General features: G+C 46.1%; 16 protein-coding genes, 1 riboswitch and 1 other annotated feature. Of the genes, 14 read left to right on the top strand and 2 right to left on the bottom strand.

Annotation, left to right across the window (positions count from 1 at the left end; translation table 11 throughout):
• Positions 1 to 12 precede the first annotated feature (12 nt).
• Together KHM83_RS10815 and metG are read right to left on the bottom strand one after the other, a co-directional pair.
• Positions 13 to 780 (bottom strand): TatD family hydrolase, encoded by a 768-nt coding sequence (locus KHM83_RS10815; protein WP_213237031.1) that lies wholly within the window; start codon positions 778 to 780, stop codon positions 13 to 15.
• A 259-nt stretch (positions 781 to 1,039) separates the two neighbouring features.
• The gene (metG, locus tag KHM83_RS10810; protein WP_213237030.1) at positions 1,040 to 3,001 is read right to left on the bottom strand and encodes a methionine--tRNA ligase; all 1,962 of its coding nucleotides are present in this window, start codon (positions 2,999 to 3,001) and stop codon (positions 1,040 to 1,042) included.
• A 321-nt stretch (positions 3,002 to 3,322) separates the two neighbouring features.
• Positions 3,323 to 3,560 (bottom strand) — a binding site (T-box leader).
• Between the two features lie 262 nt (positions 3,561 to 3,822).
• A riboswitch (cobalamin riboswitch) is annotated at positions 3,823 to 4,026 on the top strand.
• 223 nt (positions 4,027 to 4,249) lie between these two features.
• On the opposite strand from metG, the gene KHM83_RS10805 reads away from it, so the two are divergent.
• From KHM83_RS10805 to KHM83_RS10740, 14 genes are read left to right on the top strand one after another with little or no spacing between them, the layout of a single operon-like run.
• Positions 4,250 to 4,615 (top strand): sirohydrochlorin chelatase, encoded by a 366-nt coding sequence (locus KHM83_RS10805; RefSeq protein WP_213237029.1) that lies wholly within the window; start codon positions 4,250 to 4,252, stop codon positions 4,613 to 4,615.
• Positions 4,612 to 5,292: a precorrin-8X methylmutase gene (locus KHM83_RS10800; protein WP_246543039.1), complete on the top strand. Its 681-nt coding sequence runs from the start codon at positions 4,612 to 4,614 to the stop codon at positions 5,290 to 5,292. Before KHM83_RS10805 ends, KHM83_RS10800 begins: the two co-directional genes overlap by 4 nt.
• A 5-nt stretch (positions 5,293 to 5,297) precedes the next feature.
• Positions 5,298 to 6,419: a cobalt-precorrin-5B (C(1))-methyltransferase CbiD gene (gene cbiD, locus KHM83_RS10795; protein WP_213237028.1), complete on the top strand. Its 1,122-nt coding sequence runs from the start codon at positions 5,298 to 5,300 to the stop codon at positions 6,417 to 6,419.
• 7 nt (positions 6,420 to 6,426) lie between these two features.
• The gene (gene cbiE, locus KHM83_RS10790) at positions 6,427 to 7,098 is read left to right on the top strand and encodes a precorrin-6y C5,15-methyltransferase (decarboxylating) subunit CbiE (protein ID WP_213237027.1); all 672 of its coding nucleotides are present in this window, start codon (positions 6,427 to 6,429) and stop codon (positions 7,096 to 7,098) included.
• A gap of 25 nt (positions 7,099 to 7,123) precedes the next feature.
• Positions 7,124 to 7,669 (top strand): precorrin-6Y C5,15-methyltransferase (decarboxylating) subunit CbiT, encoded by a 546-nt coding sequence (gene cbiT, locus KHM83_RS10785; RefSeq protein WP_213237026.1) that lies wholly within the window; start codon positions 7,124 to 7,126, stop codon positions 7,667 to 7,669.
• A complete protein-coding gene (cobI, locus tag KHM83_RS10780) occupies positions 7,662 to 8,363 on the top strand; it encodes a precorrin-2 C(20)-methyltransferase (protein WP_213237025.1) in 702 nt (233 codons plus the stop codon). The genes cbiT and cobI overlap by 8 nt, the downstream gene beginning before the upstream one ends.
• Positions 8,360 to 9,109: a precorrin-4 C(11)-methyltransferase gene (gene cobM / locus KHM83_RS10775; protein WP_213237024.1), complete on the top strand. Its 750-nt coding sequence runs from the start codon at positions 8,360 to 8,362 to the stop codon at positions 9,107 to 9,109. The genes cobI and cobM overlap by 4 nt, the downstream gene beginning before the upstream one ends.
• Positions 9,093 to 10,175, top strand: coding sequence for a cobalt-precorrin 5A hydrolase (locus KHM83_RS10770; protein WP_213237023.1), 1,083 nt, complete (start codon positions 9,093 to 9,095; stop codon positions 10,173 to 10,175). Before cobM ends, KHM83_RS10770 begins: the two co-directional genes overlap by 17 nt.
• Positions 10,172 to 10,891 carry a precorrin-3B C(17)-methyltransferase gene (gene cobJ / locus KHM83_RS10765; RefSeq protein WP_213237022.1) on the top strand — a complete coding sequence of 240 codons (720 nt, stop codon included), beginning with the start codon at positions 10,172 to 10,174 and terminating at the stop codon, positions 10,889 to 10,891. Before KHM83_RS10770 ends, cobJ begins: the two co-directional genes overlap by 4 nt.
• Positions 10,888 to 11,667: a precorrin-6A reductase gene (gene cobK / locus KHM83_RS10760; protein WP_213237021.1), complete on the top strand. Its 780-nt coding sequence runs from the start codon at positions 10,888 to 10,890 to the stop codon at positions 11,665 to 11,667. Before cobJ ends, cobK begins: the two co-directional genes overlap by 4 nt.
• A 17-nt stretch (positions 11,668 to 11,684) precedes the next feature.
• Positions 11,685 to 12,380: an energy-coupling factor ABC transporter permease gene (locus KHM83_RS10755; RefSeq protein ID WP_213237020.1), complete on the top strand. Its 696-nt coding sequence runs from the start codon at positions 11,685 to 11,687 to the stop codon at positions 12,378 to 12,380.
• Complete coding sequence (locus KHM83_RS10750) at positions 12,377 to 12,661, top strand: energy-coupling factor ABC transporter substrate-binding protein (protein ID WP_213237019.1); 285 nt, start codon at positions 12,377 to 12,379, stop codon at positions 12,659 to 12,661. The genes KHM83_RS10755 and KHM83_RS10750 overlap by 4 nt, the downstream gene beginning before the upstream one ends.
• Positions 12,654 to 13,313, top strand: coding sequence for a cobalt ECF transporter T component CbiQ (gene cbiQ / locus KHM83_RS10745; protein WP_213237018.1), 660 nt, complete (start codon positions 12,654 to 12,656; stop codon positions 13,311 to 13,313). Before KHM83_RS10750 ends, cbiQ begins: the two co-directional genes overlap by 8 nt.
• 5 nt (positions 13,314 to 13,318) lie before the next feature.
• On the top strand, positions 13,319 to 14,107 hold the full coding sequence (locus KHM83_RS10740; protein ID WP_213237017.1) for an energy-coupling factor ABC transporter ATP-binding protein: 789 nt from the start codon (positions 13,319 to 13,321) through the stop codon (positions 14,105 to 14,107).
• The last annotated feature ends 43 nt before the right edge of the window (positions 14,108 to 14,150 follow it).

Below are 14,150 nucleotides of genomic sequence, written 5' to 3'. Positions count from 1 at the left end.
GTCGTTGGGACTTCAGGTTATCTTAAAATATGTCTTTGCGTTGTTCAGCGTTATTTCTGCCAACGCCTCAAAGGAAATACCCTTAATTTGCGCAATGCGTTCACAAGTATAGCGCACGTTCATTGGCTCATTGCGCTTTCCACGGTATGGTTCCGGTGTCAAGTATGGTGAATCCGTCTCGATCATAAGTCTATCTAACGGAACATATTCTGCAACTTCAATTAATTTTCTGGCATTTTTGTAAGTTACGGGGCCGGCAATCGATAAATAGGCACCGAGTTCCACGTATTGACGCGCCAACTCTCTGCTGCCCGAATAGCAGTGCATTAGAACACCCGTTTCAAATTGTTTTTGCGTTTTAAGGATGCGCAGGACATCATCATTGGCATCCCTGTCGTGTATAATAACCGGCAGCTGCATTGATTTTGCCAGTGCCAGCTGTTCAATAAACCATTTTTGCTGGAGATCTCTCGGTGACAGGTCGCGGTAATAGTCGAGCCCAATCTCTCCAATTGCTTTCACAACCGGTTTCTTTGCTAGATTTGCAATCATTTTGAGCATCATATCGTCCATGTCGACGACATCATGGGGATGAATCCCCACCGCCGCATGAATAAAATCATACTGCTCCGCCAGTTTAACGGCTTCATAACTGGACTTTAGATCTGCGCCGGGATTCATGATATAGGTAATATCGTTGAGTCCCGCCCGCTTTATAACAAGTGCACGGTCATGATCAAATTGTGATGAATCAACGTGTGCATGCGAATCAAACAGCATTTTTTTCTCACTTTCCGATTACATTTAAAAAGGAGGATGTGATGAATCACACCCATTCAGTTAAGCTACGCAACATTATATCATATTCGGGCGCCGTTGACGATATTGAAAAGGGCATGCTATTTAGCGCATGCCCTTTGATTGATTGCATTTGTTTTTAGAAGTGATGTTCTCGGCACACATCATTGTCCTTAAGCACCCTTCAAGATCTTTGCGATTAGCTTAATGCATACCGATCTGTGAATATCCCATCTGCATTTTATGAAACAACACTGCCATCTTCGATGTCAGCATTGACAATTGTCAATTTTTTACCTATCGACGCTGCCAGAATCATGCCTTCCGATAACTCACCTCTTAATTTCACCGGTTTGAGATTGGCGACGATTACGACATTCTGTCCAACCAATTCCTCTGGTTTATAGTGCTTTGCAATCCCTGAGACCACTTGACGGTGGTCGTTGCCGACTTTTAACGACAGTATCAGCAGCTTGTCTGCATTAGGATGCGGTTTGCACGCTTCAATTTTAGCGACTCTTAGGTCGAGTTTTCCGAAGTCGTCAATGGTGATTTCTTCTTTATAAGGTTCATAAGCAGCTGTTGACGCTTCGGGTTCTGATGTTTCTTTTTCTGCATTTTCTTTTTTCTGAGCCGAAAGCGCTTCAAGTGCTTCGAGTTCTTTGGCAATATCGATTCTTGGGAAGAGCGCTTCGCCTTTTTTAATGGTTGTGCCCGTTGGATAAGCACCAAATGCTTTACAGCTGTCCCAAGCAGTCAACGCACCTTCCTGAATTTGAATCTGTTCCCATATCGCACGGGATGTATGAATCATAAACGGCTGTATCAGCACGGATACAAGGCGTATGCTTTCAATGAGATGATAGAGAACACTGTCCAGCTCACCAGCTTTTGCAGCATCCTTTGCAAGTGCCCACGGCATTGTTTCATCAATATATTTATTGGTACGTCTGATCACTTTCCAGATTTCATCCAGCGCACCTGAATAGTCCAGTCGATTCATCTTCTGATCGACGGCTTCGTGTGCTTTTGTTGCTACTGCTACGAGATCGTCGTCGAATGCCGTCTTAGTGCCCGCACTCGGCACGACGCCACCTCTATATTTTTCTACCATGGAAAGACTTCTGGAGACGAGATTACCCAAGTCGTTGGCAAGATCCGCATTGAGTCTGTTCAGCAATACTTCATTGGTAAAAATCCCGTCTTGACCAAAAGTGTATTCTCTGAGCAGAAAATATTTCAGCGCATCGACGCCGTAGCGATCAATCAATGTTACCGGGTCGACAATATTGCCCTTAGATTTTGACATTTTGCCGCCTTCCAGCAAAATCCAACCGTGTCCGAAAATCTTTTTCGGAAGCGGAATATCAAGCGCCATAAGGATGGAGAACCATATAATCGTGTGGAAACGCACGATTTCCTTTCCGACGAGTTGTACATCGGCCGGCCAGTAGCGATCGAATTTTTCCAAATTATATTCTGGAAAGCCCAAAGCACTGATATAGTTGCAAATAGCGTCTAGCCATACATAAATAACGTGTTTTGGATCAAGCGGTACCGGAATGCCCCAGTCAAATGTTGAACGAGAAATACAGAGATCTTCAAGACCCGGTTTGATAAAGTTATTAACCATTTCATTAATACGAGACTTTGGTTCCAAAATGTCAGGGTTTTCTTCAAAAAGCTTTAACAGGCGATCCTGATATTTGGAAAGTCTAAAGAAATAAGCTTCTTCCTTTGTCTTTTGAACAGGTCTGCCACAGTCAGGACATTTCCCATCTTTCAGCTGCGTTTCCGTCCAGAAGGATTCACACGGCGTGCAGTAAAGGCCTTCGTACTCGCCTTTGTAAATATCGCCCTTCTCGTAGAGCTTCATAAAAATACCTTGAATATTCTTTTCATGTTCTTCATCTGTGGTACGAATAAACTGATCGTACGAAATCTCCATAGTCTTCCATAAATCCTTGATTTCATCCACGACATTGTCTAAAAAGGCTTTAGGTGCCATGCCTTGCGCCTCTGCCGCATTTTGAATTTTTTGACCGTGTTCATCTGTACCCGTTAAAAACCAGACGTCGTATCCCGTTACGCGTTTATACCGCGCAATGGCGTCTGCCGCCACCGTCGTATACGTGTGACCAATGTGCAATTTTGAACTCGGATAATAAATAGGGGTTGTTACATAAAATGTTTTTTGAGACATATGCCTCTCTCCTTTCCATTTCATCATGACTTTTTCTGTTTCCTGCCGATTACTTTTATTCATTTTGTTTTCAATTATTTATACATGAATGTTTTTTCGCTAGTAATGGTATTGATAATCGCAACGGTATATTATGGTCATGGTTCGTTATAGTTAATTATAGTTAGTTATGGTTCGTTATGCCAATAAGCTTAAAATAGCAGCACCGTGAAGTGTCTCATACCAACAAGCTGATTTTGCAGTATTAAAAATACTTTTGACAATGTATCGCAAATACCACCCGATCAATGACTTTCAAAAAATATAAAAACGCTTCGCCCTTAAAGGGACGAAGCGTGCCGTGTTACCACCCTAATTTAAAGCCTCATCACTGAGACTTCCTCGTGCTGATCCAATCAGTCAGCTGTATATCAACGCGTACAACCGCGGATGCCGCTTATGCAAAGCACTCACGCCATCAGTTCCAGGGCCATGTTCCGCATGCTCAAGTCATTGACTTTCACCAACCGTCAACTCTCTAAATCCCGCCGCTGCGTACTCTTCCTGTCATCACTTTTCGAAATATGCTGTCATTGCCTGTGATCCTTGTCAAAAACCACAGATTTGATGACATTTTAACATAGTTTCCAGCAAAAAACAATCATTATCTAAATTGTTCACATATACTGATGCATTGCGACAAGTGAGTCGCCCTATCTGTCCAAATGACTGCATCCGCTGCATGATTTCCAGAATTGATTGCAAAAATACTCCCCTATCAATACAAAAAAGTGTCTTTTCCATGCAAACGGTTTATGGTAGACTAAGTTTACATCATCAAAACCATATAAGACGTTGTCGGTCCTCTTATTCATTTTTATTTAGACAAAAAAACAAGAGGTTAAAAGGGAATGAGGTATAAAGCCTCAGCAGCCCCCGCTACTGTAAGGGAGTACGAAATCTCAAGTGCCACTGTTTAATCATGGGAAGGCGAGAGAGTAGAATGATCCCCAAGCCAGGAGACCTGCCGCAGCTCAATGAGCAATGTAACTTCGGAGGGAGGTTCACTTGGTGCATTTATCGTATGTTCTAAGGATTACCTGAAGAGGTAATCCTTTTTTAATGCCACAGAGAAGTATCAAAAAAGCGGAGAATCTCAAGCAGTTTCTAATGAAATATTTTGAAGCGGTTGAAATTAACCCATTAATGTATGCTGAAAATTGGCAAACTTACCATTTATAAAATTATGCTACGCAGAGGAGAAGCAAAATGAATAAAAAAGCGGTGCTCATTATTGCACACGGCAGTAAAGTCCAGGAAACAAACGACATCACCATGGCGTACATGGCAGCACTAAAGGCGAAATCACCTGAAACGACATTCGCAAGCTGCTACCTCCAGCTCATGGCGCCAGACCTTAGGACAGCCATTGACGCCCTCTATTCAGACGGCGTTCGTTCTATCAAAGCGTTTCCGTTCTTTCTCTTTAACGGCAACCATATTAAAGAAGATATTCCCATGGAACTCGATGCCATCCGAGCTGACTACCCTGACTTAACCATTGACTTTTTAGCCAATATCGGCTTTGACGAAAAACTTGTCGACATCATCCTCGAAAGAGTGCTGCCGCTATGAATAAAGAAATGAGCAAAACAATGCACAAAGAACCCCTAACCTATATTAAAGATCCCATGGGCATTGAAACCAAGAGCTTTGAGATTATAGATGAGATCATTCACGAAAGCGGTCGCACCTACCCTGCCGAGGATGCCCTGACAAAAGCTATTTATCGTCGCGTCATTCATACATCCGCAGATTTTGACTATCTGGATAACCTTAAAATAGATCAGGCGTTTCTGGATGCCTTTGAAAAGACAGTTGAAATGCCGTTGACACTTTATACTGATACCAACATGGCACTATCCGGCATCAACAAGACGGCAATCGGCAAACTGCCTTGGACGCTCAAATGCTTCGTATCCGATGAAAATGCAAAAGTCATGGCAAAAGCGCAAGGCATTACGCGTTCTATGGCAGCCATTCAGCTCGCCCTTGAAGAACCGGGTCTTAAGCTCTTCGTGCTCGGCAATGCGCCAACTGCTATTTTTCAGCTCTTGGACTTCCATGCCGAAACAAATCCCGATGTCATTGGCGTCATCGGCGTTCCCGTTGGCTTTGTCGGTGCCGCCGAATCCAAAGACGCCCTCTTCGCTTCCAGTATCCCGTGTATTACGGCACTTGGCAGAAAGGGCGGCAGCAATGTGGCGGCATCTATCGTCAATGCACTCGTCTATCACTTTAAAGGCAGGTAATATTCATGGAAAAAGTGCTGTCAGATAGCGGCGAGTTCCTGCGAACAGGCTTTACAACAGGTGCCTGTGCAACGGCTGCCGCAGTTTATGCTTTAAAGGCCTGCCTTGGCGCAGCGCCAGATTTCGGCTGGTCTGCCATTGCCGTCAAAGCACCTGACGGCAGCATGCTTCCTGAAATTAAAGTCAAACTAATTGAAAAAAGCAGTAAAGGCGCAAAAGCGCTTGTCATAAAAGATGCCGGCGACGATTACGACGTTACCGACGGACTGGAAATCTATGCAGAGGTCACCCTTACCTCAGCGGCTGGTGAAATTGTCATTGAAGGTGGCGATGGCGTCGGTCGCGTTACAAAACCCGGCCTACAACTTCCCGTAGGTGCATATGCCATTAACCCCAAACCCCTTCAAATGCTCAGAGACAACCTCGCGCCGCTCCTGCCTGACAGCTGTGGCATCAAGGTCATTATTTCTGCGCCAAAAGGGGTTTTATTGGCCGAAAAAACCTTTAACCCCAAACTGGGAATCCTCGGTGGGATCAGCATTATCGGCACGACGGGAATCGTCAGACCCATGAGCGAAGACGCCTTTAAAAGTTCCATTTACGTCGAACTAAAGCAAAAAGCTGAAATGGGAATCGAAACACTCATCCTCGTTCCCGGAAAACACGGTGAGAACTTTGCCGTCAATCGACTCAGCTATGATGCTGAAAATATTGTACACATGAGCAACTTCGTGGGGTTCTGCGCCGCAACTTCTGAAAAATTAAACTTTCAGCATCTAGTCTTCGTCGGTCATATCGGCAAACTCGTCAAAGTTGCCGCAGGTATTTTTAACACACACAGTAAGGTCGCCGATGCACGCTGGGAAACAGTCGTCGCACATCTCGCACTTATGGGGGCACCACTGTCTCTGCTAAATGCCGTCAAAGAGGCTAATACCACCGACGAAATGTCAGAACTGCTCTGGGAAACACCTTACCAAAGCGTGTTCGAAAAGATAGCAGATACCGCTGTCAGCCGTATTGAAGACCACCTTTCAGGCAATGTGTCAATTGATGTCGTTCTGTACGATATGAAGCAGCGGTTGTTAGCCGATACGCGAAACACTGCTAAAACCATTCATCAATGAGAAGGGAATGACGATTTTATTGAAACTAACCGTTATCGGAATCGGTCCCGGGCATCCTGCCTACATCACCGAAGCCGCACGCACAAAACTAAATGCCGCCGCCATTGTCATCGGCGTCGAGAGACAGCTCGAAACCGTTAGACCTTATCTTCGCAAGTATGCAAAGGAAGTCCCTTACAACGGACGACTCACGTCACTTAAAGATGCCATTGATTCTTATTTGACTGCAACAGATGCAGGATTGCTTGCCGAAGCGGCCAACACGGATGAAGATGTCATCAGCATACTGGCCTCCGGCGACCCGAGCTTTTACGGCATTACGGAATGGCTTAGACAGACCTATCCCATTGCCATCAGCGTTGAACCGGGCATCAGCAGCACACAGCTGCTCTTTGCAAAAGCGGGCATTCCCATGCACGACTACTTTATGACGAGTCTCCATGGTCGTACAGACGCATTAAAAGAACTTTTAGACCATCCAAAACTCTGTCTGCTGACAGACCGAACTTATACACCGTTTGCCATTGCACAGTACTGCCTGAATCATGGCGAAAATCCGCGTATCATCGTCGGCGAACGGCTCAGCTATACCGATGAAAAGATCACTGATGCCCCGGCTTCGGCGATTGAAGATCGAGACTATCAAATGAGTGTGGTGATTGTAATTCATGAAAGATGACGCTTTTATTCGGGGGAAAAACCCCATGACCAAAATGGAAATCCGAAATGCCATTATCAGTTATCTGGAACTTGAAAAAGCACACTGTGCGCTGGATATTGGCGCTGGCACAGGGTCAGTAACCGTTCAAATGGCAAAGCAATTTCCAAATCTGCAGGTATACGGCATTGAAAAAACAGCTTCCGGCTGCGAACTCATCAGAGAAAATGCCTGCCGACACGGCGTTGATATCAACGTAATTGAGGCAGAGGCCCCTACTGATGCCATTGATTCTGAAACAACTTTTGACCGCGTTTACCTCGGCGGCACGGGCCGTCAGCTCGAAGCTATTATGACATGGCTTGAAACAGCTCATTTGGCCGCAAATGCCATTATCGTCTTTTCCGTCATCACCGTCGAAAGTCTTTCAGAAATTATGACATACCTCAATAAACACAGCGACTGCTATCGCGATATCGAAGGCTCTCTGATACAGGCAAGTCGACTGGAGGCACTTGGCAGTTACCATTACTTTAAACCGCAAAACCCTTGTTACATCATCAAATGTCAGTATGGAGGCAATCATGCATAAATTCTACGGCATCGGTGTAGGCCCCGGCGATCCGGAACTCTTAACCGTAAAAGCCGCTAAAAAACTTTCCGAACTGGATGTACTCGTCGTTCCACAAAGCAAATCCGGTGGTACCAGCGAAGCCCATCAGATCGCATCACCTTACTTAACGCCTAAAACGACTATTTTATACCGTCACTTTCCCATGACGACGGATACCGAGGCCATGATGGCGGCCATTGAACCCATTGCATTGGAAATAGAGGCGCTTGTCAATGAGGGGAAAGACGTTGGCTTCGTGACACTTGGCGATCCAATGATCTACAGTACCTACATTTATCTGCTTAAATTTATAAAGGATGCGGTTCCCATTGAAACCATGACGGGGATATCATCCTACAGCGCCATTGCATCCGGCACAAACCAGCCGCTGGTGGAAGGCGATATGCCGCTGCTCATCTATCCGTGCATTGAGGACCTCTCTGATCTCGATCAAAAGCTTCAGGATTACGAAGCACTCGTGTTAATGAAAGTCTATCGCTCCTTTGACGCCATCAAAGCGCTGATCCTCAAACACGGCCTTGAAAATTACTGCGTCATCGTCAGTGATTTTGGCAAACCCGGTGAAAAGCGATTCAATTCGATTCAATCGGTGTCTTTTGAAGATATCCGTTATTTTACAACGATAATAATCAATAAAAGGTGGTCAAAATGAACGTAAAATTTGTCGGGGCAGGCCCCGGAGATCCTGAACTCATAACCCTGAAAGGTTACCATGCGCTTTCAAATGCAGATGTGGTCATCTATGCCGGCTCACTCGTCAATCCAGAATTGCTTAAATACTGCAAGCCATCATGTGAAATTCACGATAGCGCCTATCTCAACCTTGATGAAATCATCGAACTCTGCGAAAAGGGCGTAAACAGTGGTAAATCCGTTGTCAGGCTGCACACGGGCGACTTTTCAATTTACGGTTCGCTTCGAGAACAGATCGAACGTTTAAACGCCTTAGAGATCGGTTACGATCTCATACCCGGTGTCAGCAGTTTTCTCGGCGCCGCATCGTCGCTGGAAATCGAATACACCATTCCTGAAATATCACAAAGCCTTATTATCACCCGTATGGAAGGGCGTACACCGGTGCCAAAAGCTGAGTCCATTCGTTCCTTTGCCGCACACAAAACATCTATGGCCATTTTTCTTTCCTCAGGCATGATTTCAGATGTTATGACCGAACTCATTGCCGGCGGCTATCCGAAAGCCACCCCCGCTGCAATGATCTACAAGGCGACCTGGCCGGACGAACGCATTTTAAGAGGCACACTGGAAACACTGCCGGCACTTGCCGCAGAAGCGGGAATCACAAAGACAGCGCTTATTATCGTCGGCGAATGCCTCGGCAAGAGTTACAATGATTCAAAACTGTACGATAAGGACTTCAAACATGAGTTCAGATCATAAACTGCATCTCATCGCCTTTTCAGAAAAAGGTGTTCAGCTCATGCATGCACTTGCCGGCGCTTCATCTTTTCAAACACACTGCTATGACGGCGCCGCTGTTAAAGCAGGCGGCGGCGTTGGCACTGTTGCCGGCTCAGTTTTTCAGGCACATGTCGAAAATCCGCAGGCACTCGTCTTTATCTGTGCCGCAGGAATAGCCGTCAGAGCCATTGCGCCCTATGTCGCCGACAAACTGTCTGATCCGCCCGTCATCGTCATTGACGACTGCGGCCGGTTTGTCATCAGTTTGCTGTCCGGCCACCTCGGCAGAGCCAATGCATTGACGAAACAAATCGCCAAAGTGCTACAGAAAACAGGTTATGAAGCTGTCCCCGTCGTCACGACGGCAACGGATAGCCGAGGCCTTGAAGGCTTTGAAGCCGTTTTCACGCACTATAAGGTGCCCATCACAGCTGCAAGAGGTGACCTTAAAACACTGAATATGGCCATTGCCAACGGTGAAACCATTGGGCTCTACATCGACCCATGGCTTAAAAGTAAGCATGTTAAACAGATCGATCACTTTGGCGATGCTATTAAAACATATGATGATTTTGACGCCTTCAATGCACATCAAGGCAAAAGGGTACTGATTGCGCTTCGTAAACCGGAAGCTTTTCGGGGCACTACACCTGATTTTGTTTACTACAGCAAGTGCATTGTCGTCGGCACGGGATGTAAACGCGGCGTCACTTCCAGTGACTATGAAAAAGCACTTGAGGCGGCGCTGGACACCTATGCTATTTCGAAAAAAGCGCTTTGCACCTTTGCATCCATTGCACTCAAATCCGATGAACCGTGCATTCGCCTGACGGCAGAGACACTTGACTGCCAATGTCATTTTTGGGACGCCGAAGCAATCGCCGCCGTCGAATCCCAGTTTGAAGGATCGGATTTCGTCAAGCGAACCGTTGGCGTCTCAGCAGTTGCCGGACCTTCCGCCTATCTGCTGACACACGATACACTATCAAAAAATACAATAAGGGGAGGGCAATGTACCTTTGCCTTTGGGAGGTTAAGCATATGATTTATGTCGTCGGAATAGGACCCGGTTCAGAAGCAATGATGACACAGGCTGCAAAAGATGCCATACAAAATTCTGATGTCATCGTCGGCTATAAAACCTATATCAAACTCATTGAAAATTTACTGACAGACACACATGACATCGTCAGCAACGGCATGCGCGGCGAAGTGGAACGGTGCCGCGAAGCCATCCGCATCGCGCGTACGGGCAAAACCGTCGCCGTGATCAGCAGCGGCGATGCGGGCATTTACGGTATGGCCGGACTCGTTTACGAACTTTCAGAAGGACAGGACGACATTCAAATCATTCCGGGTGTTACTGCATCAAGTGCCAGTGCCGCTATTCTCGGTGCACCGCTAATGCACGATTTTTGCCACATCAGCCTCAGCGATTTGCTGACACCCATTGATACCATCATGAAACGTGTACGGCTTGCCGCAGAGGGCGATTTTGTCATTTGCTTCTACAACCCGAAAAGTCATGGCAGACCCACGCATATTCATGATGCCATTGCCGCCATCCGAGCAATTAAGGGTGATCAAATCGTCGTCGGTGTCGTGAAAGATGCCGGCCGCGATGATGAATCACATTATATTTTTAATATTGACAGCATTGATTACGATCTGATCGACATGACCTCCCTGGTCATCGTCGGCAATTCAAATACAAAGCATGAATACCACCGCATGGTGACACCAAGAGGTTATGCACTATGATTCTCATTCTGGGCGGTACACATGAAGGCCGTGAAATCGCTGAAAAACTTAATCAAATGGATCGGGATTATATCCTCTCTGTCACCACGACACTTGGATATGATCTCTATCGCGAAACTGCCCGGCAATGTGTTGTTCAGAAGTTTACGGAAGAAACCCTTTCATCGTTTATTCAAAGCGAGCACATTGAACTCATTATCGATGCAACACACCCGCATGCCGCAGAAATCAAAAAAACGGCAAGCCGTTGTGCCGCTAAAAATCATATTGCCTATTGGCGCTACGCACGCCGCGTTCAGTCTGTTGCACATCCGGCCGTCACGTCAAACACTCACTTTAAAACATTTGAAGACATAACGGCTGCCATCACATACCTGAAAGAAACCGCAGCCGACGACGCGCGCATCCTCGTGACGGGCACAAAGCACATACCCGCTTTTCTGGAAGCATTTTCGCCAAATCAATGTGTCTTTCGCATCATGCCCGGCATGGAATCCATGGCAGCCTGTATACAAAACGGCGTGCCAACAGGCAATATCATCGCCGTAAAAGCACCGTGTCCTGCTTTTCTCAACCGCAGTTTTTTTAAAGCTTACAACATTCACTATTTCGTCTTTAAAAACAGCGGTGCGGGCAGCGCATTTGATGCCAATCTCGAATCACTATCCGAATCGAATGTAACGGGAATCATCATCGAACCCGAGACCATCATAAGCGCTGTCGTCATCGAAAATGTTTCGGCTCTTGAGGCGGCAATGCTCCAAAACCATTTTTAATCCACGGAGGTATTACGATGCTTACAGCAGCTTTACCAGCGACGCAACTGACTTATGCCATGCATATTGCAGAAGGTTTTTTACCTAAAATGTGGGCACTTGTATGGTATATCGTCTTTATACCGTTTTTTGTCCTCAGCGTCCGAACCCTTAGTAAAAAATTCAATGAAGACAGTGCCAACAAACTCCTCTTTGCACTGATGGCGGCATTCGCCTTTACACTGTCTTCTTTAAAAATACCTTCTATTGCCGGCAGCTGCTCGCATCCTACCGGTATGGGCCTTGGCGCTATTTTACTGGGTCCGCTGCCAATGGTCGCCATCGGCACCATCGTACTCCTGTTGCAGGCACTACTCATTGCCCACGGCGGTATTACGACGCTGGGCGCCAATGCAACGTCGATGGCTATTGCAGGTCCTTTCGTATCATTCTTCCTCTTTAAACTGTTAAAGCGATTAAATGTCAATACGAAAGTGGCCATTTTCTTTGCGGCAATGTTTGGCGATCTAGCAACCTATCTCGTCACGAGCATTCAGCTCGGAACCGCTTTTGCCAACGGCAATCTCGCCATGTCAATTACAAAGTTTATGGGCGTTTTCATGGTCACACAGCTGCCAATTTCCATTGCAGAAGGCCTGCTCACCGTCGTCGTCTATAATTTGTTGACAGAATCAAAACAGTTTCCGATCTTTCAAGGGGGGATAAGCAAATGAAACAGGCGACCAAAAAACAAAACATCATTTTGCTCATCATTTTTGCACTCTTGATTATTGTGCCGCTCGCCTTTAATCCGGGCGGTGAATACGGCGGTACTGACGGCAATGCCGAGGTCGCCATCGAAGCCATTAATCCATCGTATACGCCTTGGTTCGAACCATTCTGGGAACCGCCAAGCGGTGAAATAGAGAGTTTAATGTTTACACTGCTGGCCGTCGTCGGCGCTTCGACCATCGGTTATTATGTCGGGTATATCAGAGGCAAAAATCATGATTAGAATGGATGCCATTGCCAATCAGTGCGGCATCAAGAATTGGCACCCGCTCCTGCGCATTTCAGGAACGCTTATGCTGCTCGTATTCAGTATCGCACTGGATAAAATCGCAGTTTATACGGCGCTTTTTATAGGCGCCTCTTTCTGCATATTGCTGACGACACCGCTTTCGATAAAATCATATGTGAAGATGCTCGCCATCCCCATGGGATTTATTCTATTGTCGCTTATTGTCATCGCCATTGATGCAGACAGCGAGGAAGCGCTTATCCGATTTGGCTATTCCGGCTTTGCCATTACGCGTCAGAGCCTTGCGCTCTGCCTTGCCGTTTTCGTCAGATCCATCAGCAGTATTGCACTGATTTTTATGATGAGTACAACCGTACCAATGCAGCATTTTATCGAATGGATGAATCGCCTCCACATGCCGTCTGCTTTTACAGAACTCTTTATCTTGAGTTATCGCTTTATTTTCATACTCATTGAAGAAGCACAGGATATGCTCGTTGCACAGGAAATGCGGTTCGGTTATTTTAAAATGGGAAATGCACTCAAAACCGTTAATCAATTGGGTGCCTCACTGTTCATGCGTGCGTTTTCAAGATTTGAGGATTTGAATCACGCCATGGCACTGAGATTTTACGATGAGGGGTAACACGCATGCTCGAATGCAAAAAACTATCATTTAAATATAACGACGGTGCCGTCGGCATTACAGCGATTGATTTCAGCACACACAAAGGCAATATTATTGGCGTCATCGGTTCCAACGGCGCCGGCAAATCCACCTTTTTCAAGTGCCTTTTAGGTCTTTTAAAACCGCAGTCCGGCGAACTGGTTCACAATGGTGAAACCGTCGACTATTCGAAAAAGTCACTTCGTTCGCTTCGCCAATCCGTCAATCTCGTCCTTCAGGACCCGGAGCGTCAGATTTTTTACAGCAACGTCTACGATGATGTCGCCATGGGCCCTAAAAATCTAAAGCTCTCAGAGGAAGAGATTGCGCACCGCACCATGACGTGTTTAAAAGAAGTCCAGGCGGATTCGTTTATGGACAGGCCGGTTCAGTATTTAAGTTTTGGCCAAAAAAAACGCGTTTCCATCGCCGGTGTACTGGCACTTTCCTGCGACGTCATCCTGCTGGACGAACCTGAAACTGGGCTTGATCCCGTTATGCGCAGCGATATGCTGAAGCTTATTCAGAAATTATCGACACAAGGCAAGAAAATTATTCTATCCAGCCATAACATGGATATGATTTACCATATATGCGACTATGTCTATTTAATGCATCAAGGCAGCATGATTGCTTCCGGCCCCGTCGAAACGATTATGACCAATGAAGCAAAGCTCCAGGCAACACGCCTTGAACTGCCGCTTCTGGTCAAAGTTGCCAAAACAATGGGCACTTCTCCCGAAGCGCTTAAAAAAACAATCGTCGAAACATAGGCTCACTAATCGAAATATAGAATCCTGTTAGAAGATAACGGTC

This window comes from Fusibacter paucivorans, assembly GCF_018390735.1.
Classification (GTDB): domain Bacteria; phylum Bacillota; class Clostridia; order Peptostreptococcales; family Acidaminobacteraceae; genus Fusibacter; species Fusibacter paucivorans.
The sequence above is the reverse complement of the archived record's forward strand: the minus strand, read 5'-3'. Positions and strand labels throughout refer to the sequence as shown.